The sequence below is a fragment of the Candidatus Accumulibacter vicinus genome (assembly GCF_000584955.1).
Lineage (GTDB): Bacteria > Pseudomonadota > Gammaproteobacteria > Burkholderiales > Rhodocyclaceae > Accumulibacter > Accumulibacter vicinus.
Genome location: NZ_JDSS02000036.1, coordinates 17905 through 43682, shown reverse-complemented (window position 1 = coordinate 43682; position 25778 = coordinate 17905). Strand labels below are relative to the sequence as shown.

The window sequence follows — 25778 nt, the reverse complement described above, 5'->3', positions numbered from 1 at the left end:
AGAGATTCGCGAGTCGCTGATGCGACTTGCGCATTAACGCTCTTTTCAGGAGACAACAAGATGTCGCAAAGAGTCACCATTGATCCGGTCACTCGCATAGAGGGTCACCTGCGCGTTGATGTCGAAGTCGACGGCGGCAAGGTCAAGAAAGCGTGGGCATCGGGCCAGATGTGGCGCGGGGTGGAGAACATCCTGATCGGTCGCGACCCGCGTGATGCCTGGGCGATCACCCAACGCATCTGTGGCGTGTGTACGACGGTGCATGCGCTGGCTTCGGTTCGCGCCGTGGAAAACGCACTACAGCTCGAACTGCCGGTCAACGCCCAATACATCCGCAACATGATCATTCTGGCGCATGCCGTGCACGATCATATCGTGCACTTCTACCACCTCTCGGCGCTCGACTGGGTGGACGTGACCAGCGCCCTCAAGGCCGACCCGGGCCAGGCAGCCAGCCTCGCCGAAAGCCTCTCGAACTGGTCCGGCAACAGCAAGGCCGAATTCACCAAGGTCAGGGAACGCCTGAGCAGCTTTATCGGCACCGGACAACTCGGCATCTTCACCAATGGTTACTGGGGTCATCCAGCGATGAGGCTGCCACCGGAGGTCAATCTGATCGCGGTGGCGCACTATCTGCAGGCGCTGGAAGTGCAGCGGCATGCCAACAAGGTGGTCAGCATTCTCGGCGGCAAGACACCTCATATCCAGAACGTCACTGTCGGTGGCGTCGCCAATGCACTGTCCATTGACTCGCAATCGGTGCTGACCGTCGAACGCCTGCTGGCAGTGAAGGACTGGATTGATCAGCTCGCTGACTTCGTGAAGAACGTCTACCTGATCGACGTCGCGGTGGTCGGTGGTTTCTATCCCGAGTGGACGACGATCGGGCGCGGCATTGTCGATTACATCTCGGTGCCGGACATCCCGCTCGATGGCAAGAACACCCAGTTTGCCCTGCCTGGCGGTCATATCGCCGGTGGCGACATGAGCAGCTTCAAGGAAATCAAGACGCATGACGACGCATACTTCAAGGAGGGGGTCGAAGAATCGGTCAAGCATTCCTGGTACGAAGGTGGCAAGGGCCCCCTGCATCCCTACAAGGGTGAAACTCGGCCGCAGTACACCGATTTCCAGGAAAACGGCAAATATTCGTGGCTGAAGTCCCCCACCTTTTATGGCAAACCGATGCAGGTCGGTCCGTTGCCGTCCGTACTGGCCATGGTTGCCGCCCAATACCAGCCGGCCATCGACTACGCAACGCATACCCTTGAACTGGTGTCGTCGGTCGCCAAGACCAAGGTTGGTCTCGATGCGCTGCATTCGACGATTGGTCGACACGCGGCACGTGCCGTAAGTTGTGCGGTACAGGTCGATGAACTGGCTCGCCAATGGGATCTGTTGCTTGCCAACATGGCCAAAGGTGATCTGAAAACCTTCAACAAGCCGGTATTTCCGAAGGGCGAAATCTCCGGCGTCGGCGTACACGAGGCACCGCGCGGCGTTCTCTCGCACTGGCTGGTGATCAACGACGGGAAAATCAGGAACTATCAGTGCGTCGTTCCCACCACCTGGAATGCTGCACCACGCAACGAGAAGGATGAACCTGGCGCCTACGAGGCCAGCCTCGCCGGAACACCGGTCGCGATTGCCGAGCAGCCGCTCGAAGTGTTGCGCACGGTTCACTCCTTCGACCCCTGCATTGCCTGCGCGGTGCATGTCGTCGATGAGAAGAATCATCCGGTCGTCAAGGTGGCGTAGACTTGAGTCTGGTCTCGCACTCCATTCACCAAGAGGCCAGGATGCTCTCCCGGCCATTCTTTCCTGTCTGAGTAGACCACCGTGCGCATCGTCGTGCTGGGCGTTGGCAACATCCTGTTGAGTGATGAGGGACTGGGTGTGCGTGCGATCGAGCGCCTGCAGCGTTCCTATTCCTGGCCACCGGAAGTGAAGTTGATCGACGGCGGCACTTGCGGCATGGAATTGCTCGAGGACATCGAGGGTCTTGATGCGCTGATCATGGTGGATGCAATCCGTGCCGGCCAGGCACCGGGAACGCCGATCCTGCTCGCCGGCGACGCCATACCGGTATTCTTCAAGACCAAATTGTCACCGCACCAGGTCGGACTATGCGATGTCCTGGCAACACTCGAATTCCTGGGACGGGCTCCCAAGGACACCACCATCATGGGCCTGCAACCGTACTCCCTGGCGCTGGGCATGGAACTCAGCAGCGAAATCGAGGCCAGCATGCCCGCACTGATGCAAATGCTTGTCGCGCAGCTGGCGACGCTTGGAATCAGCGTCCATCCACTTGCCCCCGAGGCTGCCTGATGTGCCTGTCGATTCCGATGCAAATCGTCGCCCTGGAGGGACCCGACCTGGCGATTGTCGAGCGCCGACAGGGAACCTCGCTGCTGCGGGAGCAGGTCAATCTGATGCTGATTGGCCCTCAGCCGCCAGGGACATGGATTCTGGTCGCCCTCGGCTTGGCCAGGGAAGTTCTTGACGATCAGGAGCGGGCGCTGATTGAAGATGCCCTGGCGGCGCTCGCCTCCTCACGGGCAGGCAGCTACGACTCAGCGCAGCATTTTACCGACCTGAGCAGCAGATTCAACGATTGGAACCGCCAGCCATGAGCCCGCGTTCCCGCAATGCAGCCTTTCAGGCACCGCAACCTCCCCCTGCGGCACCCATCAACGAGAACCCGGCAGTACGCCTAGAGTCGATGTTTCTGCATATCTGGACAACCAGCATGCGCGATCTGCCTTTTGTCAACGCCGCCTTGTCGGTTGAAGCGGTCGGCTTTCGCCGCTGGAATTCTCAGGAATCTAGCAGAGCGTCCATGGTCGACCCGCCGCCTCTGGCAGCGAGCACCAGCGATGTGGACTGTGCATTGGGTGACTGGGTGGGCGCGGTGATTACACCTTGGTTCATCAATCTTTTTGTCCTGCCCGGCGGCGGCAACCTGTGGTCCGACCGACGTTCCGGCGAGCGCTGCCAGATCAATTTCCCCATTGGTCCGCTGGAGTTCATAGCGGATTACAGCCCCTCAGCAGTGATCCCCTCCTACCAGTATTGCCCGTTGTTCGCCCCTCCCAGCCAGATCGCCTCACAGGCCGCCGCGCGCGCCGCCGCCATTGCCGCACTGGATGCCATGTTCAGAACGCTCGACGAGAAGTCTGTCAGCACGACGGCAGTGCCCGCGGATCCCCTTCGGCGCGCATTCTTCCGGCGCGTCGTCCGACGCTGACTGCACGCCTCGCGGCGACGAGTTTCTCGGGAGTGGAAACTCTCGGCTACGCATGCCACAGCCTGCTGCGCAAGGCATTCCATTCAGGCCTGTTGAACCTGTTCCCTCATGGTGATTCGGGGTTTACAATGGCCATTCCCCGGGTCTGGTGACCCCTTCAACTCTTTTCTGCGTGTTCGGTTCCATGATGCATTTCCTAGCCGATGATAACGAAGTGATCCACCTGCAGGTGTCCGGTAAAGGATCGCCGATCATCATGTTGCACGGCTGGACTGCCAGCCACCGCGAATGGTCGCCATTTCTCGACCAACTGACGCCACATCATCGTGTCTTCCGCTGGGACGCCCGTGGGCATGGTGGACATCGACTGACGCAAGAGACCGTTCCAACGGTGCAGCGAATGGCACAAGACCTGCGTAATCTGATCGAATACTATGATCTGGACGATTTGGTGGCCGTCGGCCACTCCATGGGCGCCTTGACCCTGTGGCAGTACATCAAGGAGCATGGCTGCGAAAAGCTGCGCAAGGTCTGCTTCCTGGACCAGTCACCCAAACTTCTCACCGATTCTGAATGGTTCAATGGCATCTACGGCGATTTCGACCACGATCGTTCAGCGACTTTCCTGAGCGATCTCCGGACCAACTTCGCGGAATCCATTCTCCTGTTGGGTGCCATGGGCCTCAACGCGAGCGCCAGGGAGAAGTATCACACGGGCTCGCGGAGTCTCGACAAGGCGAGGCAATGGCTGAACGAACTGGATCCGGCCCCGCTGATCGCCTGCTGGGAAAGCCTGACCGAAGCCGATTATCGAGAAACCCTCGATAGAATCAACATTCCTGCCCTACTGGTCTATGGCGGGGCCAGCAATTACTACCGCAGCGAGACCGCACACTACGTTCAGAACAAAATCGCCAACGCGGTACTACACATCTATGAAGGCACCGATCACTCGCCACACCAATGGGATCGCGAGCGCTTCGTTCGTGATTTGCTCGACTTCATTGATGCATAGCATCATTCCACGGCAAACTGCAGCGCAACTGAGCCAAAACAAAGCCGGACCTGTGGCTGTCCAAAGGGAAACGAGTCATTTACACTTTCCCGGATAATGTGCTCATCCGATGGCTGTTTCCCCTGGTTTCTCCGCTAGGATCCTCATCATCATCATGGCAACCATTCTGATCGTCGACGATGCTCCCGAATCTCTGGCAGTCCTGAGTGGCCTGCTGAGTCCCCTGTATCAGGTGCGCGCTGTCGCTTCCGGACCACTCGCCTTGCAGGCTGCAGCCGGCTTGCCAAGGCCCGATCTGATCCTGCTCGACGTGATGATGCCGGAAATGGACGGCTACGAAGTGATCAGGCACCTGCTGTCCAACCCGGCCACGTCCAACATCCCGGTCATCTTTGTCAGCGCTCTCGAACAAACCGACGAGGAGGAGCGTGGTCTGGCTCTAGGCGCCGTGGACTACCTCACCAAACCGATCAAGCCGGCAATCGTCATCGCCCGCGTCAAGACTCATCTCGACCTGAAAGCGGCCCGCGACCTGCTGCAGGATCGAAACCGCAGCCTGGCGGAAGATATCGCTCAGCGCATGGCGGACAATCTTCTGATCCAGGATATCAGCATCCGCGCACTCGCCCGCCTGGCCGAGATCCGCGACCCGGAAACCGGCAATCACCTGCGCCGCACGCAGGGCTACATGCGCACGCTGGCCATGGAACTGTGTTCGCATCCACGTTTTGCCGATTTCCTGACGCCGCACAATATCGAGGTCCTCGTCAAGTCGGCGCCCCTCCATGACATCGGGAAAATCGGTATCGATGATCAGATCCTGCGCAAACAAGGCAAGCTGACGCCGGATGAGTGGGCCATCATGAAGACGCACAGTCAGCTTGGTTATCAAGCGCTCGAACAGGCTGCGCAGGATGCCGAATACTCGATCGACTTCCTGAGCATGGCCAAGGATATCGCGCATTATCACCACGAAAAGTGGGATGGATCCGGCTACCCGGAAGGACTGTCGGGGAACCAGATTCCGATTTCTGCACGCATCATGGCACTGGCTGATGTCTTCGATGCCTTGATCACGCAACGTGCCTACAAGAGGGCTTTCACCCTTGAACAAGCACTGCTGATCATCGACGCAGGGCGGGGAACACATTTCGACCCGGACGTGGTGAATGCCTTTTTCGCCCGCCAGGAAGATTTCATCCGCATCGCCACAAGGCATGCCAACCGCGAGACGGATACGCCGATCCAGACCGCCCTGGCCATACCCTAGCGCAGCGGCTACCGAGCCAGGCCGTCCGTAAACCAGCGCGGCAGAAGTTTCTGGCTGCCCGGCAAACCCCGGCTTGATGCCTGAGCATCACGACCATGGGCGCATACATGCTGCGTCCTGCTGGTGCGGCGCACAATCAATACGGCATTTCCATTAGAATCGAGCCCTCGGTCGAACCCGACCCAAAGTCAGGAGAATGTTGCATGACCTTGCAGAGCAAGCCCAATACCGACGATGTGCGCATCCGGGAGATCAAGGAACTGGTCCCTCCAGCGCACATTTTCCGCGAGTTTCCGGTCGGTGTGCGTGCGGCAACGACCACCTATGAAGCGCGCCAGGGCATCCACCGCATCCTGCACGGTGCCGACAACCGTTTATTGGTCGTTCTTGGCCCCTGCTCGATCCACGACGTCGATTCGGCCGTCGAATATGCTCATAGACTGGAGAAGGAAGCCTCCCGTTTCGCCAACGATCTTCTGATCGTGATGCGTGTGTACTTCGAAAAACCACGCACGACGGTTGGATGGAAAGGTCTGATCAACGATCCGCGTCTCGATAACAGCTTCCGGATCAATGAGGGGCTGCGCCTGGCGCGCGGTCTGCTTCTCGAAATCAACGACCTGGGCCTGCCCTGTGCAACCGAGTTCCTCGATACGATCACCCCGCAATATACGGCTGACCTGATTGCCTGGGGGGCGATCGGTGCGCGTACCACTGAATCACAGGTGCATCGTGAACTGGCTTCCGGCTTGTCCTGCCCGGTCGGTTTCAAGAACGGCACCGATGGCAACATACGCATCGCCATCGACGCCATCCGTGCAGCGCAATCACCACACCATTTTCTCTCGGTGACCAAGGCAGGTCGCTCGGCGATTGTCTCCACATGCGGCAACGAGGACTGCCACGTCATTCTGCGCGGCGGCAAGGAACCGAACTACGATGCTGCACATGTCGACGCCGCCTGCCGAGAAATCGCCGCCGCCAACCTCGCTGCACGCCTGATGATCGATGCCTCACACGCCAACAGCAACAAGCTGTTCAAACAGCAGATCGAAGTCGCCAAGGAAACCGCCAGCCAGATTGCCACCGGCGACCAACGCATTGTCGGCGTGATGGTTGAATCACACCTCGTTGAAGGACGGCAGGATCTCGTTCCCGGTCAGACCCTGGAGTACGGCAAAAGCATTACCGACGCCTGCCTGGGATGGGAGGACTCGCTGCGGGTGCTGGAGATCCTCGCCAAAGGGGTACGCGCGCGCCGGCTGGTTGAAGCTGCGCACTAACGACCATGACGCGTCCGCCAGAGCCGCTTAACGCAGCTTGATTTCCTTGTAGATCACGTGCTTGCGAGCTTTTGGATCGTATTTCTTGATCTCCATCTTGCCGGGCATCGTGCGCTTGTTCTTGGTCGTGGTGTAAAAATGGCCGGTACCGGCGGTCGACTCAAGCTTGATCTTGTCACGCATGGCTGCTCTCCTTCTCAGATCTCGCCGCGGGCGCGCAAGTCGGCGAGCACGACGTCGATGCCATTTTTGTCAATCGTGCGCAAACCGGCGTTCGATACACGCAAGCGCAGCCAGCGGTTCTCGCTCTCGATCCAGAAACGGCGATACTGCAAGTTCGGAAGGAAGCGGCGCTTCGTTCTATTGTTGGCATGGGAAACATTGTTCCCTGCCATCGGGCCCTTGCCCGTAACCTGGCAAACACGCGCCATGATGTTGCTCCAATTGATTTTTGGGAAGAAAGCCCGCGATTCTAGCCCATGCAGGCCGTCGATTTCAAGCAATTTTCTGCCGAAGCCCGCCAAACGCTGATCACGATACCCCTCTACCTTCTTTTCTTGTGCAGGGTTTGACTGGCTCGCAAGCGCCTACAGCAGTCCCCGTTCCGCGAAAGACAAGGGGGGTGATTGCTGGGCGACGATGAAATGATCGAGCACCCGCACTTCCACCAAGGCCAGCACCTGCTTGAGTTCGCTGGTCAGCAGTTCATCGGCGCGTGACGGTTCGGCCACCCCGGAGGGGTGATTGTGTGCCAGCACCACTGCCGCAGCGTTGTGCCGCAGCGCCCGCTTGACGACCTCGCGCGGATAGACGCTGGTTTGCGTCAGCGTACCGCGAAACAGTTCTTCAGCGGCAATCAGGCGATTCTGTGCATCCAGCCACAAGGCAAAAAAAACCTCGTGCTCCAGGCCTGCGAGATGCAGCCGCAGGTAGTCACGCACCGCACCGGGTGAGGCAAAGGCAATTCCCTGGCGCATTTCCTCGCCGAGCGCACGCCGGGCCATTTCCAGGACCGCCTGCAACTGCGCGTACTTTGCCGGCCCCATGCCGGGCAGTGCCGAAAACTCCGCCTGGCTCGCTGCAAACATGCGGTTCAGGCCACAGAAGCGGCTGATCAGCTCGCGCCCCAGGTCAACGGCGCTTTTTCCCTTGATGCCGACGCGCAGGAAAATTGCCAGCAATTCGGCATCCGACAAGGATGCTGCGCCATGGGCGAGCAAACGCTCACGTGGTCGTTCATCCTCCGGCCAGTCGCTAATCGCCATCCTGTCACCCCACAGCAATGTGATGCCATGCATTCTAACGGTCATGACTTTGCCAGGCACCCCCCGATCATGAAAGTCATGATCGTTTCCCTCTTTTGCAGGGTGCATTCCGGCCGGCACGCCGGAATTGCTTGATGGGCATGAAGCAGGCTCCTTGAATTCCCCCGCTCGCCCTCGCCCCCTCCCACGGCCCGCTCTGCAACGCGGCGCGGTGCTCCGCGAAACCCCACTTTCGCCTCGGTTAAACAAGCAGCAAGCGTTTGCACAGTGCCTGCAGGTTCGGCCACCCATGCCTGTCGTAAAGCACATCAGCGGTCTGCATTTCTGGATTGACGCAGTCTCAAAGGCACGCTACTGTCCCGATTCCGAAGCGGTATCTACCTCTGGATGCTCATGGCTGATTCATCATCAACACTCCCCATTCATCCATTGCTGCAAACCTCCTCTGCTCACTGGCAGGCAGTGGTACGTCTCTACCGCGCCGTCACCCTGGGCGGACTGTTGCTGGCCATGCTGCCGCTTGCCCTTGACGGCCCACAGCCAGCCGGTCCGGCTGGCTTCATCAGCCTGCTGGTCATCGCCGCCCTATTGCTGCAGGCGCCACTGCTGGTCATCAACGTCTTCCGTCGTCGGTTGCTTCGGCAAGTATCCGCCGTCATTACCACCGTACCGGGTCACCCGGTTCAACTGCAGACGGAAACCACCGCCCGCGAGCTCGTCGTCCGCCTGACCGAGCATCACGATAAGGAATCCAAGGAATCGATCCGCATCCGCTGTGACCAGGTCGTTAGTGACACCGTGCCGCCAACCAATATCTCGGTCGCCGCCATGCGCCATCGCATCGATCCGGAAACGTCGGCGACAACAGGTCCGGCCAGGTTCGCCATTGTCTGGGATCGAGGCGTGCTGTGGGGGCAAGCGCCCGATGCGGCGCGCGACCGGTGTAACATGTGGCTCGGTGTGGCAGTTGTGGTGCTGGTTCTCGAGAGCATCCTCGCGGTCACCGCTGCGGCGTACTGGAACGACTATCGCACCCTGTTGGCCGAGTGGCAACGGGCCGAGGCCACGCGCACCTGGCCCGTGACCGAGGGATGGCTACGCAGCATTCGCCTGGACGAAACCCGGGTGAGTGTCGGGCGCGGCTGGCGCCCAGCCTGGCAAGCCGAGATCCATTACCGCTACCGTGTCGGCGATATCGTCCATGGCGGCAACGTCATCCGCCAGGGCATGCGCCCGAACCGCGACAAGGCAGCGGTCGAGCAGTGGCTTGAAGCATATTCAATGAAGCTACAGGATGGTGGCACGGTAGCTGTTTTTTACGATCCGCAAGCACCCGGCAATGCCGTCCTGGAAACGGGAGCAGACCCAGCGCTCGCCACCCTCCTTGGCGACGCGCTTGCTGGTGTCTGGATCTGTGTCATTCTCGGCTTGCTGGTGCTGACGGGCCTGCCGCTGGGAGTGCTCTGGCTGACCCTGTGGGCGACTTCACGAGGCAACCCAAGGAGCGCCGCACATGGATGACACGCCCACAGATCCCGCCAGGCTGACCACCGTCGTCGATTACCACACTGTCGGCAGCGTGTTTCGGGAGGTGCTTTTCCCGCCGATGACCGTCGGAATTTTCCTGACCCGGGCTGGCAGCACACTGCTGGGGCTGGCAGCGTGGATGGTCACAGCCCTGGCCATCGCACTGGTCCTGATGAGATTTGATGTCGCACGCACGACGGCAGGCATGGTCGGCGTACTGACGCCGGTCATCGTCGTGATCGTACTCAACAGCTTGGGCGTCTTCAATCGCCGTGGGGCCAGCGCCAAGCCTCTCCGACAGTTTCATGAATGGCTTCTTGCCGTCTCCAGCCGGGGGATGGGCCTCGATGCCACGCACATCGTTGCAGCGCATGTCGATGCTGACCAGGCACTGCAGTTGCAGGTCAGCGACGCCTGGTTGCAGCAACCGGCAGACAAGCGGCTGTGCGATCTGTCGCAGTGGTGCTATCTGTGGAGCTGGAGCCTCGCCAGCCGCGAGGGCACAAGCGCCGTGCGCATTGCACTGCGTGATGCGACCGGCCAGACGGTCGGCGGTACCGGGCCGCATGGGGGTGACGAGGTGTGGCTCGGTGAGTAAACACGGCCGGTCACGCCGATGGACAGGCCTGGCAAGTGGCAGGCTCTTGCGCCATGCCGGCAAGCACGGCGGTGGCGGCAACCGTTTGGCGCTACCATCGGACCATGCTGCGGCCGCAGCGACCCGGTGTTTGCTTCGGCAAAGCGCTGACCTGGAGCAGTGAGCATCAGCCACAGCAAACCCGCAACCCATGCCCCGGAGGTTCCCCCAGATGACCCGCTTCAGCCTACGCATACAACTCTTGATGGTGACCCTTGCCCTGTCCACCGGCTTCCTGGTTTTCGGCGCCTGGACCTGGTACACGATCAACCAGACCAACCTGCTGGCCGTCAACGCGGCCATCGAAGCGGCCCGCGCCGGCGAACGCAACTTTTACATTAAAGAGCATCCCCCATGGAATTAGCGGGAAAACGCATTGTCCTCGGTGTCAGCGGTGGCATCGCGGCCTACAAGGCGGCCGAGCTGGTCCGCCTGCTGCTCAGGGAGGGCGCCTCGGTGCAGGTGGTGATGAGCGAAGCGGCAACGCACTTCGTCACGCCGGTCACCTTCCAGGCGCTCTCCGGCAAACCGGTGTTTACCGACCAGTGGGATCCGCGAGTCGCCAACAACATGGCACACATCGATCTGTCACGGGAAGCCGATGCGCTGCTGGTCGCCCCCGCTTCGGCCGACTTTCTCGCCAAGGTGGCCAACGGACTGGCCGACGACCTGTTGACCACCCTGGTCCTGGCACGCGACTGCCGGCTCCTGGTTGCCCCGGCGATGAACCGCCAGATGTGGGAAAACCCGGCCACCTGCCGAAACATCGCCAGCCTGCGCGCCGACGGCGTGGACATCCTCGGTCCGGCCTGTGGGGATCAGGCTTGCGGTGAGAGCGGGCCGGGACGGATGCTCGAAGCGGCAGAGATCCTTGCCGAGATGATTGCCCACTTTCAGCCGAAGAGGCTCGCTGGCAAGCGCGTGCTGCTGACCGCAGGGCCGACCTTCGAAGCAATTGACCCGGTACGGGGGATCACCAACCTGTCAACCGGCAAGATGGGCTATGCAATTGCCCGCGCCGCCCGCGAAGCGGGGGCCCAGGTCACTCTGGTCTCCGGGCCGGTCAGCCTGCCCTGCCCGCCAGGGGTCAGCCGCATCGAGGTCAGCAGCGCCCTGCAGATGCACGCTGCGGTACACCGCCAGGTTGCCGATAATGACGTTTTCATCGCAGTCGCCGCCGTCGCCGATTACCGCCCCGCCAACCCCAACGCACAAAAGATCAAGAAAGGCGCACAGGCGACGCCGCCGACGATCGAACTGGTGCAGAACCCGGATATCCTCTCCGAGATCGCTGCTCTGCGCGCACCACCGCTCTGCGTCGGTTTTGCTGCCGAGAGCGAGAATCTGCACGAATACGCGGAAAACAAACGGCGCAGCAAGAACATCCCGCTGCTCGTTGGCAACCTGATCGCCGACGGCTTTGGTGGCGACGACAACACGCTGATCCTGTTCGACGATGACGGTGCGCACCCGCTCGCACCCGCGCCCAAGCTCCAGCTTGCGCGCCAGCTCGTCAACCGCATTGCCGCCCTGCTCGAGCAGCGCCGATGAGCCGCCCTGACCTTCGGGTAGACGTCAAGCTGCTCGATCCCCGCCTGCGTGACCAGCCGCCGCATTATGCCACCACCGGCTCAGCCGGCCTCGATCTGCGCGCTTGCATTGCCGAACCGGTCGAAATCCGGCCCGGGGAAACGCTACTGATTCCGACCGGCATCGCGATCCATCTCGGCGACCCAGGATTGGCAGCGATGATCCTGCCGCGCTCGGGACTCGGCCATAAACATGGCATCGTTCTTGGCAACCTGGTCGGGCTGATCGACTCCGACTATCAGGGCGAGATCATGGTGTCGACCTGGAACCGCGGTCAGCAACCCTTCACCTTGCAGCCACTCGATCGTCTGGCCCAATTGGTGGTGGTACCGGTCTTGCGAGTCGAGTTCGATGTTGTCGAAGAATTCATCAGCAGCGCACGTGGCGCATGCGGTTTCGGGAGCACCGGTCATTCCTGAACGGTTTTAGCGAGACGTTCTACCTGCGCTCGCTGCGCCTCACCACCAGTAACCCGGCAGCGACGAGAAAGGCCAGAAAACAAAGACCTGACCAGTTGGCCATCGACAGTCCGAGGAACACCCAGTCCTTGCTCGAACAGAAACCGGTAGCCATGAACAGCGATGGCCAGTGTACGCCAAACCAGTCGACGATCTGTTCGATCAGCGTCGGCTCACCAAAACCACATTCCATGCTCGCGCTGGGCAGATACTGCAGCCAGCTCTGGTAGGCAGCAGTCGCCAGTCCGCCGGCTGCAGTCAGGCCCAGCAGCGCGCTCCAGAAGCGGAAACTGCCGGGCAACAGCGCGCCAGCCAGCGCCAGCGAGGCGATCAGCAGATAGAGCAGGCGTTGAAAGATGCACAGCGGACAGGCCTGCAGCTTCATCACCTCGCCGAGCAACCATCCGGCCATCGTCAGACCGAGCGCCGCCAGCCCCAGCAGGCCGAAAGCGATACGTGGCGAAAAACGCACAGTGGATTCGATCAGGCCAGAACATAGCTGCGCAGGCGCAGCGAGAGTTCCTGCAACTGCCGAACCCCGGAGTTCTCCGCACGCTCACACCAGTCCTGCAGCGCACGCAGCAGATGCTCGCGGGAAGCGTTCGAGCGCTCCCAGACGGTGGCCAGTTCCTGGCGCATGGCATAAGCGGTTTGCAGCGCACGGCTCTCGCCGAGCAGCAACTCGAGCCGACTGCGCTGTTCCTGCGGAACGGCGCCGGCATCCGCCGCCAGCCAACGCTTCATGCCCTTGAAACGACGACCGTCCTGCAGCGTGGCAAGTTCCTCGCGGTATACCTGTTTCAGCGAACGGGCGTACTGAGAGAGCACATCGTAACGATTGACGATCACCGCCTGCAGGGTGTCGAAATCGACGACCGGCCGCAGATCACCCAGACGCGGCCTGGGTGCCACCTTCTTCACATGCGCCAGGCCAAGCGCAGCGAGGATGCGGATATAGAGCCAGCCGATGTCGACCTCATACCAGCGGATCGACAATCTCGCGGAGGTCGGAAAAGTGTGATGGTTGTTGTGCAGCTCTTCTCCGCCGATCAGGATTCCCCAGGGAGAAATGTTGGTACTGGCGTCCGGGGGGCTGAAATTGCGGTAGCCCCAGAAATGCCCAAGACCGTTGATCACGCCCGCCGCCCAGAACGGAATCCAGGCCACCTGCACCAGCCAGATCAGCGTGCCTGCCAGCACGCCGAAAACCGTGAGGTCGATGAGCAGCATCAGCAATACGCCCAGCTTGTGCCACGGCGTGTAGAGATGGTTCTCGATCCAGTCATCCGGTGTGCCGCGGCCGTAACGCGCGATCGTGTCCTGGTTGCGGGCCTCCCTGACGTAGAGGAAAACGCCCGTCCAGAGAACCCTGTGGATGCCGAACACCTGCGGACTATGCGGATCTTCGGCAGTCTCGCACTTGGCGTGATGCTTGCGATGGATCGATGCCCACTCCCTGGTCACCATGCCGGTGCTCAGCCACAGCCACAAGCGAAAGAAATGTGCGACCAGCGGATGCAGATCCAGTGCACGATGTGCCTGATGGCGGTGTAGAAAGATGGTCACCGAGACGATTGTGACATGCGTCAGACCCAGTGCTATCAACACATAAGCCCACCAGGGCCAATCGACTAATCCAGCGTACATAAACCGTCCTTTGAAGAGCAGACTCATGATTCTAAGGCAATCAGCCGCCGCGCCAAAGCGTCTTGTCACCAGCCTGACCACCCCTGGAAGCTGCGCTGCCGGCAGGCTCATCCCGGTCCTCTGGCCTGCGGGTGTGTACGCACCGCCACAAGCCGTTATCATTGGCGAATGAAAACACGTATCCTGCTGGTCGAGGACGATGAGCGCCTCGCCAATCTGACTGCCGAGTACCTGCGAAAGAACGATTTCGAGGTCCTGATCGAATCACGTGGCAACACTGCCCAGACACGCATTCTCGACGAGCGACCCGACCTGGTCATTCTCGACGTCATGCTACCCGGCAAGGACGGATTTGAAGTCTGTCGCTCCGTCCGCCCACACTACGGCGGGGTCATCCTGATGCTGACGGCACGCGATGAGGACTTCGACCAAATCCTTGGTCTTGAACTGGGCGCCGACGACTACATTGCCAAACCGGTACAGCCTCGCCTGCTGCTGGCACGCATCAAGGCCCTGCTGCGCCGCTCACCGGCCAATCCGAGCAGCGCCGGCAGCGACACTGCGGAACCGAGCGAACCCTCCGAACTGGCTTTTGGCCGCTTTCGCATCAGCCAGGGGACACGCAGCACTCACCTCGACAACGATGCCATCGACCTGACCACGGCCGAATTCGATCTGTTGTGGCTGCTTGCCCGTCACGCCGGCAACATCCTGTCACGCGACGACCTGCTCCAGGAATTGCGCGGCATCGGTTTTGACGGACTCGACCGCTCGATCGACGCCCGCATTTCAAGGCTGCGCCGCAAACTCGGAGACGATCCGGAAAATCCGACGCGGATCAAGACCGTGCGCGGCAAAGGCTATCTGTTCAGTAAGCATGACTGGCAATAGCAACAAGCTGCTCGCCGTCCTCGCGACTTACAAGCCGGCGCCCTGGCGAGGGCGCTACAGCCTGTCCCGACTGTTTTTCAATTTCTACCTGCTGGTCATGGGCTCCTTCGTGGCTATTGCGATCTTTGCCGACTTCGTCATTTCGACTGCGGTCAAGGGCATCACCGACGATTACACCAGCCGCTTCATGCGTGGCACGGTACTCCTGATCGAAGACGAACTGTTCCGCAGACCGCGTTCGGAATGGCCAAAGGCAATCGAGGCGCTCGATCGGAAATTCGCCTACAAACTCGGCATCGTAGACCGCTGGACGCTCAATCTACCCTCCACACAGGCGGCGAAACTCGATAGTGGCGAACTGGCGATTGACGTACAGGGAGACATCATCTACCACCGCCTCAAACAGACCCCGCAAATTCTGGTTGTCGGCCCGATCTCGCCCGAGCGCAACCCGGAATACCCGCGCGGGATTCCGCTCGACCTACGCATCAGTCTGCTGACCTGGAGTCTGATCGGGGTCTGTCTGGCGATTGTCGTATGGCTATGGGTGCATCCGGTCTGGCGGGACCTGGAAGCGATGCGCCAGACCGCACGCGCCCTCGGCGAGGGACTCTTCGAAGCACGTGCTCCAAGCATGCGCAGCAGCGCTTTCAGACCACTGGCAGAAACCCTGAACGGCATGGCCGAACGTATCCAGCGACTGATCGCAACACAGAAGGAGCTGTCGAGCGCCATCTCGCACGAGTTGCGTACCCCGATTGCACGCCTGCGCTTCGCGCTCGAGATACTGGCGGACACCCCTGACCCGTGCGAGCGCGAGCGTTTGTGGCGAACGATGGAAGCCGACCTCGATGAACTCGACGGCCTGATCCATTCCAGTCTGACCTATGCCCGCTTCGAGCGCGAACAGCCTGAACTCGACCTGACCGCGGTCGAGATCGCTCCCTGGCTTGAAGAACAGGTGGAAGCCAGCCGCATGCTGGCGCGCAGGCTTGAACTGCAGGTCGACCACAGCACCTTGCCGCCGCTGCTGCGCGTCGAACTCGATCGCAAAAGCATGCCGTATGCGATCACCAACCTGCTGCGCAATGCCATCAAGTACGCCAGAACACGGATCATGGTCAGTGCAGAAGTGCTGGGTGACCAGATCCAGGTGCACGTCGACGATGATGGCATCGGCATACCGGTTGATGAGCGCGAACGCGTTTTTTCAGCCTTTACCCGCCTCGACCGTTCGCGCGACCGTGCGACCGGAGGTTACGGTCTCGGCCTGGCGATCGCACGGCTGGTGCTGGAACAGCATGGCGGCAATGCCAGCGCCGCGGCATCGCCGCTTGGTGGGGCACGTTTGACGCTCAGCTGGCCACTGTCACAGAACGTCACGGAAAGCTGACGCAATTGCTGCAGACGGAGCGTCTGGTCCGCCCCTATCATCGCTTCCCATGTACAGAACAACCCTCAAGGAAGACCAGATGAGCGACTTCAACCTGAACTGCGAGCACTTTCTCGCCACCTCGCGCCAACACTTTTTCGCCAGCGACGCGGCCTCTGCCGACCGGCAAGGCATTCCTGAAGGCGATTCCACGGGTTACTGCGGTGACAAAGAGCACGGCGGACATCCTGGTAGATGAGGGCGGTGGCGCACCCCCCGCCACCTTTTCCGCTGGCTGAAGGAATCGGTATCTTCATCGGGATCGTCGCCTGGGATGTGCTCAGAGCCGGAGAAATGGAACTTCTGAAGGCTTCGCTGATCGCCGCAACCGGCGCCTTGGTCTGGTACGGCGCACGCTGCTGGCTGAGCAGGCACAAGCGCGGCGGATCTCTTTGAAAGCCTCAGCAAATGGTTTGGCCTCCTCCCCTGTAGCCCATCGCAACGATGGGCCTTCAATCCCGTGCCGACTTCGGCACGGGATTTTTTTCGTTCCGGGAACCATTATCCGCGGTCGCCGGCAGCACCCCGCCAAGCAGGCGAACCTCGCGCTGCGGGAAGGGAATCTCGATGCCGTGCTCGCGGAACGAGGTCCAGATCATCAGGTTGATCGCCGAACGGACGCCACCGGTCCCCTCCTGCGGGTCGGCAATCCAGAAACAAAGCTCGAGATTGATGCCATTATCGGCAAACAGTGTCAGCAGCGCTTGCGGCGCAGGTTCGGCCAAGACGCGCGGCTGTGCCTGCGCTGCCTCGGTCATCAGGCGCATCGCCTGCTCGAGATCGGTGCCATAGGCCACCTGCACCGGTACCATCACCCGCAGTCGTGAATCGGTGAAGGACTCATTGCGCACGATGTTCGACACCAGATATTCGTTGGGAATGATCACCTCGGTACCGGCCAGTGTGCGCAGGACCGTATAGCGGGAAGTGATCTGGGTGACGACCCCGGAAGTCGTCGCATCAAGAGCGACCAGGTTGCCGATGCGAATCGAGCGGTCGAGCAGGATGATGAAGCCACTGACGTAATTGCTGGCGATTTTTTGCAGCCCGAGTCCGAGACCGACCGCGAGGGCGCCGCTGAACACCGATAGCGCAGTGATGTCGATACCGACGATCGACAGGCTCAGCAACAAGGCCACCACCGAGAGCACCGCCTTGACCAGGCGGCCCAGCACCACGCGAATATTCGAGTCCATCGTCTCGCTGGCGAGCAAGCGAGTCTCGATTTCGCCCGAGAGCCAGAGTGCGACCAGAACCGTGACGACGACGGTCAGCAGGCCAGTCAACAGGGTCCACAGGTCCAGCTTCTGCTTGCCGACGTGGAAACTCACCTGTTCGAGGATCTCGATCAGAGGTTCCGCTAGCCCGGTCAGATAGAGCGCCAGGCATAACCAGATCGCGGTGGCGATGAAGCGCTCGGAACTGGCCAACCAGCCACTCGGTGAGAAAGCGTGGCGCAGAACATAGATCGCCGCCCGCACCAGTGCCATCGAGAGCAGCAATGGCACGGCCAGATCAAGCAGGCTGACCGGCCCGAATTGCCAGTGCCTGAAGCTCTGGCGGACAATCAACACCGAGAGCAGCGCCAGCAGGGGAAAAGCGACGCGCTTCAGGCTACCGGCACCGAAAGCTCGCAAGGCCCCGTGCGCAGGACTCGCGCGCGCGAACTCGTGCCGTTTGCCGTATCGCGACACCCCCCATGCGAGCAGCAGACTCGCACCCAACGCCAGCACCTGCCAGAGAAAAGCCGGATCCCGAAAATCCCGCCAGAGTTCGAACAGCAGGGCAAACATCGCCTTTTCGTTCATCGCCGCTCCATTACTGCCGCATAAAAGGCGTCGGTCCCGTGCTGATGGGGAAACAATCGCAGGCGCTCGCCGACATCGATCGCGATCCCCTGTCTGGCCAGGATGTCCTGTGCCGAACAGGGCACAAAGTCCGGGTGCTGCGCCAGGAAAGCCTGGACCACGGCATCGTTCTCGACTTCGAGCAGACTGCAGGTCGCATAGACAAGGCGGCCGCCCGCTTTGACCAGGCTCCCGGCGGCGGCGAGAATCGCCGCCTGTTTGGCGCACAGCTCGGCAACACTTGCCGGCATCTGCCGCCACTTCAAGTCCGGATTGCGACGCAGGGTGCCAAGGCCGGAACAGGGCGCATCGACCAGCACCCGATCGAGTTTGCCGGCAAGGCGCCGGATCTTGGTGTCACGTTCGGATTCGATCTGCAGCGGATACACATTCGACAGGCCAGAACGTGCCAGGCGTGGTTTCAGCCTGGCCAGCCGCCGCTCGGCGACGTCGAAGGCGTAGAGACGGCCCTGCGAACGCATCAGCGCCCCGAGCAGCAAGGTCTTGCCACCTGCACCCGCACAGAAGTCGGCGACCATTTCGCCACGCCTGGGCTGCACCAGGAAACCGAGCAACTGGCTGCCCTCGTCCTGCACTTCGATGCTGCCATCGATGAATAACGGATGCTTCGACAGGGCTGGCTTGCCGAGCAGACGAATGCCAAGAGGCGAATAGCGACAGGCCTCGGCCGCCAGCCCGTCGGCCAGCAAGCGCGCCAACACCTCCGGCCGACCGGCCTTCAGGGGATTGACGCGCAGATCCAGCGGCGCCGGCTGATTAAGGCCGTTTGCCAGGCGCTCTACTTCATCGGCTGCGTACTGCGTCATGAACTCGGCGTACAGCCAGTCGGGCAGATCGAGGCGAACCGCTGGCGGCAGTTCGTCAATCTTCACCGCCTTGGCCTGTGCCAGCCATTTGCTCTCCGATTCGCTCAGAACACCCTCCAGCTGACGCCGGTTCATTCCCCGCAGGCAAGCCAGCGCGGCGAGCAGCAGTCGCCTTGAGGTCAGCTCGTCGGCACAACGCGCCGACAGCGAGCGCTTGCGGCGCAGCACAGCGAACACCGTTTCGGCAACGAAACCGCGGTCGGCATGGCCGAGATCACGGTGCTGGCGAAAATAGCGGGAAACCACCAGGTCAGCCGGAAATACCGAGCGCAACAATTCCGACAGCAACGCTTCGGCATGACGAAAAAGGGCGTGAGAAAAACGCGCGCCACTTGCGGTCATTGCGGTTCCTGACTGATTTCAATGGTCGTCGCAACCTGCACGTAAAGATCGCCCTTGCGGTCAAGATGCTGAATTTTTACCGGCAACATTGCATGCCGATAAGCCAGCCAAAGCTCGGTCGTGGCCACACCCGGTACGCGCAGGTGCAGGCAGTGAAAAGTCCCTGCCGGAATCTCGAGGTCCTCGTCACCGACGACTTCGACTCGATAGTCTGCATACTTTTTACCGGTCACGATCGGCAAGCTGCGGCTCGCGCCGAGGTCAGGCAACAAGCCCAACTGGTAGGGAAAGCTCAACAGGTCCTGCGTACCGGGGCGCAAGGTCTGCACCGGCCGATCGCCGATCCGCAATTGCAGCGTCTCCCAGTCGAACTCGGCTTGCTGGCCGGTTGCACGCCCCCTCTGGTGAGTCACGACCCGCTCGGGGAGCAATCCGGCAGCGGTCCACCGACCGCGACTTTCGATTTCGAAACGCAACGGTCTGAAAAACCCGACCAGCCCGCTGGTTTCGGTCACCGCCGTGATCCGGTAGCTGCCGTCGACCACCTCCCAATCGTGGATCGAGAAACCGATCTCAAAACCCTGATCGCCGCGATCGACGCGGTAACGAATCCTGCCGTGCGCCGGCAACTGCGACGCCACCGGCGCCGTAGCGACCGGCGGTAAGGAAAGGGGCAGATCCGGTGCAGCCTCGGGCATTTGCGTCCCCTCCTGTGCGGGCTCCGGGCCGGGTTCCTGCACTGGCCCCGGTGCAGGAACCGGCACCGGCGAATTACGAACGGCCAGTACCGACGGCTCGGCTGGCACCGCCGGTGGGCGCCGCACAGAACGCCGATTCGCAGGCTCGGGCTTTGCCTGAGGCCTGGCCGCTGGCGGCTGTGGCGCTGGCGCTGGCGCTGGCGCTGGCGCTGGCGCTGGCGGCATCTTCAGTTCAGCGATCAGCATCGGCGATTCGCTGCCGGTTGACAAGTCGATATCCGGAGCAAAGAGCACCAGAGAGTGGACACCGATCGAGGCAATGAAGGCGATGATCAGAACAACAGGCATCGGCTCGCCAGATTATCCCGCCGCGAACTGCGGAGCGATCATCGCCATGCCACCAGCCTGCGGCATATCCAGCCATACGCGTCCGTTGCGCAGATGCAGGCGACCTTCGGCAAACCAGCGTACCGCCAACGGGTAGACCTGATGCTCCTGCACCAAAACGCGTGCGGCCAGCGTCGCCTCGTCATCGTCATCGAGTACCGGCACGGCCGCCTGCACGATGACCGGTCCATGATCCAGGTCGGAGGTCACGAAGTGTACGGTGCAACCGTGAATCCGAACGCCTTCGGCCAGCGCGCGGCGGTGCGTGTGCAGGCCGGGAAATGCCGGCAACAGCGAAGGGTGAATGTTGATCAGGCGATTCTCGTAGCGACGCACGAAAGCCTGGCCGAGAATCCGCATGAATCCCGCCAGCACCACGAGGTCCGGTGCGAAACCGTCAATCGCCGCAGCGACGGCGACATCGAATTGTTCGCGATCGGCAAACGCTCGGTGGTCGATGACGCATGTCGGCACGCCGTGTGCTTCGGCCGTCTGCAGACCCAGGGCATCGGAGCGATTGGAGATGACGCCGACGATACGCGCCGGCATCGCTCCGGAGGTCGCAGCGTTCAGCAGCGAAGTGAGGTTGCTGCCACGCCCGGAGATCAGGATCACCATCGTAATCATGCTTTTGTCCTATGGTGTTGCAGCCAGCCGACGAACACCGGCAGCAGCGAAATCACGATGATCGCGACGATCACCAGGGTCAGATTCTGCCGGATCCATGGCAGATTGCCGAACCAATAGCCTGCCAGAGTCAGCGAGCCGGCCCAGCTGACTCCACCGATCAGGTTGAAAAAAGTGAATTTTCCGTAGTTCATCGCGCCGATGCCCGCCACGAACGGCGCGAAGGTGCGGAACAGCGGCAGGAAACGCGAAATGACCAGGGTCTTGCCACCGTGCTTCTCGTAAAAGGCGCGCGTCTTTTCCAGTGCCGTTCGGTTGAAAAAGCGCGATTGTTCCCACTGGAAGACCTTCGGCCCGAGATAGCGACCGATCTGGTAGTTGAGCATGTTGCCGAGCACCGCTGCGGTAATGAGCACCGCGAGCAGGACGCCGATCTGCATGCCCCCCAGCGCGGCCACCGCACCGGCGACGAAGAGCAGCGAATCACCGGGCAGGAAAGGGGTCACCACGAAACCGGTCTCGCTGAAGATGATCACGAAAAGAATCGCATAGATCCACGGCCCGTATTGCTGCACCAGCATCGCCAGGTGCTTGTCGAGGTGCAGGATGATGTCGATAAAGCTGGTCAGGTATTCCATCGTCGCAAGGAAGGCTGGGGGCAAGGCGCGATTCTACCGGAAGCCAGGCCGTTATAATGGGCCGATGCCTGAAACCGCCCGCATCCATCTCCTGCCGGATCTCTTGATCAGCCAGATCGCTGCCGGCGAAGTCATCGATCGGCCAGCCTCGGTACTCAAGGAACTGCTCGAAAATGCCCTCGATGCCGGCAGCTCGACGATCCAGATCCAGCTCGAGGAAGGCGGCGTCAAGCTGATCCGCGTCATTGACGACGGTGACGGCATGGCACGCGACGAACTGGCGCTGGCACTGGTCCGGCACGCGACCTCGAAGATCAGTTCGCTCGATGACCTCGAACGCGTCGGCACGCTCGGTTTTCGTGGTGAAGCGCTGGCTTCGGTGGCCGCCGTCGCGCGGGTCACCATCGCCAGCCGGCAGCAGGCCGGGCAGCATGCCTGGCGGCTCAGTGCGGAAGCAGGGGCAACGCCCGAACCAGCCGCCCTGCCCTTCGGAACCGTGCTCGAAATGCGCGACCTCTATTACAACACGCCGGCACGCCGGAAATTCCTCAAGTCCGACAGCACCGAATTCGCCCATTGCGCCGAGGCCGTCAAGCGCATTGCGCTGGCCCATCCAGAAGTCGGGTTCACGCTCCTGCACAATGGTCGCGTCAGTCTGCAACTGCCCAGGAGCGATGTGCGCACGCGTGCCGGCGCGATCCTTGGCGAGGAGTTTCTGGCCGAGTCGCGCGGCCTCGATGCCGCCGCCGGGCCGCTGCGCGTCTTTGGCTACTGCGCGCTGCCGGCCTACTCGCGCGCCCGCGGCGACGCCCAGTACGTCTACGTCAACGGTCGCTTCGTTCGCGACAAACTATTGAACCATGCGCTGCGCGAGGCTTACCAGGACCTGCTGCACGGCAGCCGCTACCCGGCTTACTGCCTGTTCCTGGAGGTCGACCCGGCGACTGTCGATGTCAATGTCCATCCACAGAAGACCGAGGTCCGCTTCCGTGACGCCCGCGCGGTGCACCAGTTTGTCTTTCATGCCGTGCAGCGGCTGTTGTCGAGTCCACTGGCAACGCCGGCAGCAGACGAGGCGTCATCGCGCTGGCCCGACCAGCCGGCGAGCGCCACCCAGGCCGGGCGCCCAACCTTCGTCAACCGGGTGGCGTACCAGGGTTCGCTGGGCATCCGCGAACCCGCCAGCAGCCATCCTTACCTGGCGTTCGCACAGGCCGCGCAAACCCCGGATCCCCTGCCGCCAGCCACCGCCACGATAGAAGCCGAAGCCGCGCCGCTCGGTCATGCCCTCGCGCAACTGCACGGCATCTACATCCTGGCGGAAAACCACCAGGGTCTGGTGGTCGTAGACATGCATGCGGCGCACGAACGCATCCTGTACGAAAAGCTCAAACACGCGCTCGATGAGCAAGGACTGACGACGCAGGCGCTGCTGATTCCCGCGGTGTTCAATGCCGAGGCGATCGACGTCGCTACCGCCGAGGAACACGCCGCAGCACTGAGGCAACTCGGTTTCGATCTCGCGCCAGTGGGTCCCCGGCAGCTTGCGGTGCGTGCCCTTCCGGTTCTGCTGCAGGCTGCCGACCCGGCCGCACTGGCACGCTCGCTCTTGAGCGAACTGCGCGAACATGGCGTCACGCAACTGCTGACCGCAACGCGCAACGAGTTTCTGGCCAGCATGGCCTGTCAGGGCGCAGTGCGCGCCCGGCGGCTGCTGTCGCTGGCGGAAATGAACGCCCTGCTGCGTCAGATGGAGGAAACCGAATGTTCCGGACTCTGCAACCACGGCCGGCCGACCTGGACGCAGTTGAGCATGACCGATCTCGACCGCCACTTTCTACGCGGCCGATGAGCAAGATCGCAGCGCACCCGGACGATCTTCCTCTGGCAATCCTGCTGATGGGTCCGACCGCCAGCGGCAAGACCGCGGTGGCGATCGAACTGTCACGGCGTTACCCCGTCGAGCTGATCAGCGTCGATTCGGCGCAGGTCTTTCGCGACATGGACATCGGCACCGCCAAACCCGACGCAGCAACCCTGGCTGAATTCCCGCATCACCTGATCGACCTGATCAGCCCGCAGGAAACCTACTCGGCAGCCCGTTTCCGTGCCGACGCGCTGCGCGCAATGGCCGCGATCACGGCGCGCGGACGTGTACCCTTGCTTGTCGGCGGAACCATGCTCTACTTCAAAGCGCTGGTCGATGGCCTGGTCGACTTGCCGGCAGCCGACCCGGCAACGCGTGCGGCGATCGAACGGGACGCCGCTGCACGGGGCTGGCCGGCGCTGCACGCCGAACTCGCCGAGGTCGATCCGGCAACGGCCGCACGCCTGCAGCGCAGCGACGCACAACGCATCCAGCGCGCGCTCGAGGTCTTTCGCCTTTCCGGCCGCCCGCTGTCGGCGTTGATCATGAACGGCGAGAAAACGGCGCCAGGCTATCGCTTCGTGTCGATCGGCCTGCTGCCTTCGAATCGCAGCGCCCTGCACCAGCGTATCGCCGACCGCTTTGCCGCGATGCTCGCCGCCGGTCTGGAAAACGAAGTCGGGTGGTTACGCGGAAAATACCAGTTACAGCCTGCTCTGCCGTCGATGCGCTGTGTCGGCTACCGGCAGGTATGGGAGGTTCAGGACGGCCTCGCGCCACGTCACGAACTGCGCGAGCGTGGCATCTACGCCACCCGCCAGCTCGCCAAGCGACAGATCACCTGGATCGGCAACACGCTGCGGCCACGGACTGTCGATTGCCTGAGTCCCGACCTGGCCGGTCAGGTCAGCCGGCTCATCGGCCATCTCTTTGCCTGACGACAAATCATGAGGGAGTTCATCAATGTCAGAGCAACTGCGATCATGGAGCAGATCCAGAAAATGAACGCCCGTACCCGTTTCATTCTTGCGGTCATCATTCTCGGTCTGCTGATGACCGGCCCTTTCGTGGTGACAGCGCTGCTGATCTGGGTGAGTGCGCAACCCGCCGAGCAAGCGTTGCTCGTCCAGTTGGTCGTGCCGCACCTGTCTCTCGGCACGATGATGACCCTCTTTGGCTTCATTGTCGGTTTGCTGGTCATCCACCAGCTGTTTCGCCAGTATGTCCAGGGTTTGCTCAAGATGGCCGAGAACCTGCACCTGATGCTGTCTGCGAACCGCAACTTCAGGGTGACACCGGAAGGACCACCGGAAGTCCAGTTACTGGCGCAGGCGACGAATGACCTGGCACAGCAGCGCGATGGGCTGATGGACGATGTCGAGGCCCAGATCGCTGCCGCCAAATCCTCGGTCGAGGATGAAAAGAACCGCCTGGCGGCACTGATGTCCGAGCTGGCGCAAGCGGTGGTGGTCTGCAACCTGGATGGTCGCATCCTGCTCTATAACAGCCGTGCCAGACTGCAGTTCAGGGCCCTGGCACAAGGCAGCACGGCCGGAACAGGCGGTGCGCTGATTGGTCTGGGTCGCTCGATCTTCTCGATCCTCGAACGGAATCAGATCGACCACGCGCTTGGGGTGGTTCGTCAGCGTCTGCACAAGAGCGCCGCCGCAGCAATCGCCAACTTTATTACTGCGGCGCGGGGCGGGCAGCTCCTGCGCGTCCAACTGGTGCCCGTATGGTCTGCCAGCACGGATTCCCGGCAGCGGCAGATGACCGGTTACGTGCTCACCGTGGAAAACATTACACGCAGCCTGGAACAGGAATCCCGTCGCGATCAGGTGCTGCAGTCGCTGACCGATGGCAGCCGTGGCAGCCTGGCCAACATCCGTGTCGCCGTCAGCAACCTGACGGACTATCCGGACATGGAAGCGGAAATACGCGAACGTTTCGTCGGCATCATCAGCGACGAAGTCCTGCGCATGAGCCAGCGTCTCGATCAGACCATGAGCGAGTTTGCCGACTCGCTGAAAACCCGCTGGCCGCTCGAAGACGTGCTCGGAATCGATATCATCGCTGCTGCCCAGCGTCGCATCGAGGAACAACTGAAACTGCCCAGCAAGACCGAGGAAGTCGACGAAGCCCTGTGGCTGCGCGCCGAGAGCTTCTCGCTGGTATTCTCGATCTGTTTCCTGGCATCGCGTCTGGTCGATCATTATCAGA

At 61.5% G+C, this 25778-nt stretch carries 28 protein-coding genes and 1 pseudogene; 19 read left to right on the top strand and 10 right to left on the bottom strand.

Going from position 1 to position 25778, the window contains the following annotated elements:
- The first annotated feature begins 60 nt into the window (after positions 1-60).
- The 7 genes from CAPSK01_RS15820 to aroG all read left to right on the top strand — a co-directional run bounded on the left by CAPSK01_RS15820 (position 61) and on the right by aroG (position 6818).
- Positions 61-1758, top strand: coding sequence for a nickel-dependent hydrogenase large subunit (locus CAPSK01_RS15820; protein ID WP_034928825.1), 1698 nt, complete (start codon positions 61-63; stop codon positions 1756-1758).
- A gap of 81 nt (positions 1759-1839) precedes the next feature.
- Complete coding sequence (locus CAPSK01_RS15815) at positions 1840-2331, top strand: HyaD/HybD family hydrogenase maturation endopeptidase (protein WP_034928823.1); 492 nt, start codon at positions 1840-1842, stop codon at positions 2329-2331.
- Positions 2331-2636, top strand: a complete 306-nt coding sequence (locus CAPSK01_RS15810) for a HypC/HybG/HupF family hydrogenase formation chaperone (RefSeq protein ID WP_034928820.1) — start codon at positions 2331-2333, stop codon at positions 2634-2636. The genes CAPSK01_RS15815 and CAPSK01_RS15810 overlap by 1 nt, the downstream gene beginning before the upstream one ends.
- A complete protein-coding gene (gene hybE / locus CAPSK01_RS15805; protein WP_034928817.1) occupies positions 2633-3250 on the top strand; it encodes a [NiFe]-hydrogenase assembly chaperone HybE in 618 nt (205 codons plus the stop codon). The genes CAPSK01_RS15810 and hybE overlap by 4 nt, the downstream gene beginning before the upstream one ends.
- 184 nt (positions 3251-3434) lie before the next feature.
- On the top strand, positions 3435-4265 hold the full coding sequence (locus tag CAPSK01_RS15800; RefSeq protein ID WP_034928814.1) for an alpha/beta hydrolase: 831 nt from the start codon (positions 3435-3437) through the stop codon (positions 4263-4265).
- A gap of 154 nt (positions 4266-4419) precedes the next feature.
- Positions 4420-5535, top strand: coding sequence for an HD domain-containing phosphohydrolase (locus CAPSK01_RS15795; RefSeq protein WP_034928812.1), 1116 nt, complete (start codon positions 4420-4422; stop codon positions 5533-5535).
- A gap of 203 nt (positions 5536-5738) precedes the next feature.
- The gene (aroG, locus tag CAPSK01_RS15790) at positions 5739-6818 is read left to right on the top strand and encodes a 3-deoxy-7-phosphoheptulonate synthase AroG (RefSeq protein WP_034928810.1); all 1080 of its coding nucleotides are present in this window, start codon (positions 5739-5741) and stop codon (positions 6816-6818) included.
- Positions 6819-6845: 27 nt separating this feature from the next.
- Here the strand turns inward: aroG and rpmG are convergent, their stop codons facing one another.
- From rpmG to radC, 3 genes are all read right to left on the bottom strand, one after another.
- On the bottom strand, positions 6846-7001 hold the full coding sequence (rpmG, locus tag CAPSK01_RS15785) for a 50S ribosomal protein L33 (protein ID WP_034928807.1): 156 nt from the start codon (positions 6999-7001) through the stop codon (positions 6846-6848).
- 14 nt (positions 7002-7015) lie between these two features.
- Positions 7016-7249, bottom strand: coding sequence for a 50S ribosomal protein L28 (rpmB, locus tag CAPSK01_RS15780; protein WP_034928868.1), 234 nt, complete (start codon positions 7247-7249; stop codon positions 7016-7018).
- A 156-nt stretch (positions 7250-7405) separates the two neighbouring features.
- Entirely contained in the window at positions 7406-8083 is a 678-nt protein-coding gene (gene radC / locus CAPSK01_RS15775) for a DNA repair protein RadC (protein ID WP_034928865.1), read from the bottom strand.
- 393 nt (positions 8084-8476) lie between these two features.
- Between radC and CAPSK01_RS15770 the strand changes: the two genes are divergently transcribed.
- The 5 genes from CAPSK01_RS15770 to dut all read left to right on the top strand — a co-directional run bounded on the left by CAPSK01_RS15770 (position 8477) and on the right by dut (position 12256).
- Entirely contained in the window at positions 8477-9604 is a 1128-nt protein-coding gene (locus CAPSK01_RS15770) for a DUF3592 domain-containing protein (RefSeq protein WP_273703827.1), read from the top strand.
- Positions 9597-10208 (top strand): hypothetical protein, encoded by a 612-nt coding sequence (locus CAPSK01_RS15765; protein ID WP_034928803.1) that lies wholly within the window; start codon positions 9597-9599, stop codon positions 10206-10208. The genes CAPSK01_RS15770 and CAPSK01_RS15765 overlap by 8 nt, the downstream gene beginning before the upstream one ends.
- A 211-nt stretch (positions 10209-10419) precedes the next feature.
- Positions 10420-10611 (top strand): hypothetical protein, encoded by a 192-nt coding sequence (locus CAPSK01_RS15760; RefSeq protein WP_034928801.1) that lies wholly within the window; start codon positions 10420-10422, stop codon positions 10609-10611.
- Positions 10602-11798 carry a bifunctional phosphopantothenoylcysteine decarboxylase/phosphopantothenate--cysteine ligase CoaBC gene (gene coaBC / locus CAPSK01_RS15755; protein ID WP_034928798.1) on the top strand — a complete coding sequence of 399 codons (1197 nt, stop codon included), beginning with the start codon at positions 10602-10604 and terminating at the stop codon, positions 11796-11798. The genes CAPSK01_RS15760 and coaBC overlap by 10 nt, the downstream gene beginning before the upstream one ends.
- Positions 11795-12256, top strand: a complete 462-nt coding sequence (gene dut / locus CAPSK01_RS15750; protein ID WP_034928795.1) for a dUTP diphosphatase — start codon at positions 11795-11797, stop codon at positions 12254-12256. The genes coaBC and dut overlap by 4 nt, the downstream gene beginning before the upstream one ends.
- Positions 12257-12275: 19 nt before the next feature.
- Here the strand turns inward: dut and CAPSK01_RS15745 are convergent, their stop codons facing one another.
- Positions 12276-12767, bottom strand: coding sequence for a disulfide bond formation protein B (locus tag CAPSK01_RS15745; protein ID WP_034928793.1), 492 nt, complete (start codon positions 12765-12767; stop codon positions 12276-12278).
- Positions 12768-12778: 11 nt separating this feature from the next.
- Positions 12779-13942, bottom strand: a complete 1164-nt coding sequence (locus CAPSK01_RS15740; RefSeq protein ID WP_034928791.1) for a fatty acid desaturase — start codon at positions 13940-13942, stop codon at positions 12779-12781.
- A gap of 168 nt (positions 13943-14110) precedes the next feature.
- Between CAPSK01_RS15740 and CAPSK01_RS15735 the strand changes: the two genes are divergently transcribed.
- From CAPSK01_RS15735 to CAPSK01_RS15725, 4 genes are read left to right on the top strand one after another with little or no spacing between them, the layout of a single operon-like run.
- The gene (locus CAPSK01_RS15735; RefSeq protein ID WP_034928788.1) at positions 14111-14833 is read left to right on the top strand and encodes a winged helix-turn-helix domain-containing protein; all 723 of its coding nucleotides are present in this window, start codon (positions 14111-14113) and stop codon (positions 14831-14833) included.
- Positions 14820-16226, top strand: coding sequence for an ATP-binding protein (locus CAPSK01_RS15730; protein ID WP_034928785.1), 1407 nt, complete (start codon positions 14820-14822; stop codon positions 16224-16226). Before CAPSK01_RS15735 ends, CAPSK01_RS15730 begins: the two co-directional genes overlap by 14 nt.
- A gap of 49 nt (positions 16227-16275) precedes the next feature.
- Complete coding sequence (locus CAPSK01_RS23370) at positions 16276-16464, top strand: hypothetical protein (RefSeq protein WP_273703826.1); 189 nt, start codon at positions 16276-16278, stop codon at positions 16462-16464.
- Positions 16465-16469: 5 nt separating this feature from the next.
- The gene (locus CAPSK01_RS15725; RefSeq protein ID WP_273703825.1) at positions 16470-16661 is read left to right on the top strand and encodes a hypothetical protein; all 192 of its coding nucleotides are present in this window, start codon (positions 16470-16472) and stop codon (positions 16659-16661) included.
- A 56-nt stretch (positions 16662-16717) separates the two neighbouring features.
- On the opposite strand, the gene CAPSK01_RS15720 is transcribed toward CAPSK01_RS15725, so the two are convergent.
- Genes CAPSK01_RS15720 through CAPSK01_RS15700 form a run of 5 tightly spaced genes read right to left on the bottom strand, consistent with a single transcriptional unit; the run spans position 16718 to position 21691 of the window.
- Positions 16718-18073 (bottom strand): mechanosensitive ion channel domain-containing protein, encoded by a 1356-nt coding sequence (locus CAPSK01_RS15720; RefSeq protein WP_273703824.1) that lies wholly within the window; start codon positions 18071-18073, stop codon positions 16718-16720.
- Positions 18070-19341: an RsmB/NOP family class I SAM-dependent RNA methyltransferase gene (locus CAPSK01_RS15715; protein WP_034928780.1), complete on the bottom strand. Its 1272-nt coding sequence runs from the start codon at positions 19339-19341 to the stop codon at positions 18070-18072. The genes CAPSK01_RS15720 and CAPSK01_RS15715 overlap by 4 nt, the downstream gene beginning before the upstream one ends.
- Positions 19338-20387, bottom strand: coding sequence for a DUF3108 domain-containing protein (locus tag CAPSK01_RS15710; RefSeq protein WP_034928777.1), 1050 nt, complete (start codon positions 20385-20387; stop codon positions 19338-19340). The genes CAPSK01_RS15715 and CAPSK01_RS15710 overlap by 4 nt, the downstream gene beginning before the upstream one ends.
- Before the next feature lie 12 nt (positions 20388-20399).
- Positions 20400-21053 (bottom strand): phosphoribosylglycinamide formyltransferase, encoded by a 654-nt coding sequence (gene purN, locus CAPSK01_RS15705; RefSeq protein ID WP_034928775.1) that lies wholly within the window; start codon positions 21051-21053, stop codon positions 20400-20402.
- Positions 21050-21691, bottom strand: a complete 642-nt coding sequence (locus CAPSK01_RS15700) for a DedA family protein (RefSeq protein WP_034928772.1) — start codon at positions 21689-21691, stop codon at positions 21050-21052. Before CAPSK01_RS15700 ends, purN begins: the two co-directional genes overlap by 4 nt.
- Positions 21692-21755: 64 nt before the next feature.
- Here CAPSK01_RS15700 and mutL point away from each other — a divergent pair, with 64 nt between their 5' ends.
- The 3 genes and pseudogenes from mutL to CAPSK01_RS23365 form a co-directional block, all read left to right on the top strand.
- Positions 21756-23543, top strand: a complete 1788-nt coding sequence (gene mutL / locus CAPSK01_RS15695) for a DNA mismatch repair endonuclease MutL (RefSeq protein ID WP_034928769.1) — start codon at positions 21756-21758, stop codon at positions 23541-23543.
- Positions 23540-24496, top strand: a complete 957-nt coding sequence (gene miaA / locus CAPSK01_RS15690; protein ID WP_034928767.1) for a tRNA (adenosine(37)-N6)-dimethylallyltransferase MiaA — start codon at positions 23540-23542, stop codon at positions 24494-24496. The genes mutL and miaA overlap by 4 nt, the downstream gene beginning before the upstream one ends.
- A 9-nt stretch (positions 24497-24505) precedes the next feature.
- Positions 24506-25778 (top strand): annotated as a pseudogene (locus tag CAPSK01_RS23365) (DNA polymerase III subunit epsilon); the annotation flags it as partial.

Coding starts and splice junctions, on each gene's coding strand:
- purN (WP_034928775.1), bottom strand. CDS start 21,053: ATGATTACGATGGTGATCCTGATCTCCGGGCGTGGCAGCAACCTCACT.
- rpmB (WP_034928868.1), bottom strand. CDS start 7,249: ATGGCGCGTGTTTGCCAGGTTACGGGCAAGGGCCCGATGGCAGGGAAC.
- CAPSK01_RS15730 (WP_034928785.1), top strand. CDS start 14,820: ATGACTGGCAATAGCAACAAGCTGCTCGCCGTCCTCGCGACTTACAAG.
- CAPSK01_RS15770 (WP_273703827.1), top strand. CDS start 8,477: ATGGCTGATTCATCATCAACACTCCCCATTCATCCATTGCTGCAAACC.
- CAPSK01_RS15710 (WP_034928777.1), bottom strand. CDS start 20,387: ATGCCTGTTGTTCTGATCATCGCCTTCATTGCCTCGATCGGTGTCCAC.
- CAPSK01_RS15735 (WP_034928788.1), top strand. CDS start 14,111: ATGAAAACACGTATCCTGCTGGTCGAGGACGATGAGCGCCTCGCCAAT.
- dut (WP_034928795.1), top strand. CDS start 11,795: ATGAGCCGCCCTGACCTTCGGGTAGACGTCAAGCTGCTCGATCCCCGC.
- CAPSK01_RS15810 (WP_034928820.1), top strand. CDS start 2,331: ATGTGCCTGTCGATTCCGATGCAAATCGTCGCCCTGGAGGGACCCGAC.
- hybE (WP_034928817.1), top strand. CDS start 2,633: ATGAGCCCGCGTTCCCGCAATGCAGCCTTTCAGGCACCGCAACCTCCC.
- mutL (WP_034928769.1), top strand. CDS start 21,756: ATGCCTGAAACCGCCCGCATCCATCTCCTGCCGGATCTCTTGATCAGC.
- CAPSK01_RS15700 (WP_034928772.1), bottom strand. CDS start 21,691: ATGGAATACCTGACCAGCTTTATCGACATCATCCTGCACCTCGACAAG.
- CAPSK01_RS15765 (WP_034928803.1), top strand. CDS start 9,597: ATGGATGACACGCCCACAGATCCCGCCAGGCTGACCACCGTCGTCGAT.
- rpmG (WP_034928807.1), bottom strand. CDS start 7,001: ATGCGTGACAAGATCAAGCTTGAGTCGACCGCCGGTACCGGCCATTTT.
- radC (WP_034928865.1), bottom strand. CDS start 8,083: ATGGCGATTAGCGACTGGCCGGAGGATGAACGACCACGTGAGCGTTTG.
- CAPSK01_RS15760 (WP_034928801.1), top strand. CDS start 10,420: ATGACCCGCTTCAGCCTACGCATACAACTCTTGATGGTGACCCTTGCC.
- CAPSK01_RS15740 (WP_034928791.1), bottom strand. CDS start 13,942: ATGTACGCTGGATTAGTCGATTGGCCCTGGTGGGCTTATGTGTTGATA.
- CAPSK01_RS15820 (WP_034928825.1), top strand. CDS start 61: ATGTCGCAAAGAGTCACCATTGATCCGGTCACTCGCATAGAGGGTCAC.
- CAPSK01_RS15800 (WP_034928814.1), top strand. CDS start 3,435: ATGATGCATTTCCTAGCCGATGATAACGAAGTGATCCACCTGCAGGTG.
- miaA (WP_034928767.1), top strand. CDS start 23,540: ATGAGCAAGATCGCAGCGCACCCGGACGATCTTCCTCTGGCAATCCTG.
- coaBC (WP_034928798.1), top strand. CDS start 10,602: ATGGAATTAGCGGGAAAACGCATTGTCCTCGGTGTCAGCGGTGGCATC.
- CAPSK01_RS15720 (WP_273703824.1), bottom strand. CDS start 18,073: ATGAACGAAAAGGCGATGTTTGCCCTGCTGTTCGAACTCTGGCGGGAT.
- CAPSK01_RS23370 (WP_273703826.1), top strand. CDS start 16,276: ATGTACAGAACAACCCTCAAGGAAGACCAGATGAGCGACTTCAACCTG.
- CAPSK01_RS15715 (WP_034928780.1), bottom strand. CDS start 19,341: ATGACCGCAAGTGGCGCGCGTTTTTCTCACGCCCTTTTTCGTCATGCC.
- aroG (WP_034928810.1), top strand. CDS start 5,739: ATGACCTTGCAGAGCAAGCCCAATACCGACGATGTGCGCATCCGGGAG.
- CAPSK01_RS15795 (WP_034928812.1), top strand. CDS start 4,420: ATGGCAACCATTCTGATCGTCGACGATGCTCCCGAATCTCTGGCAGTC.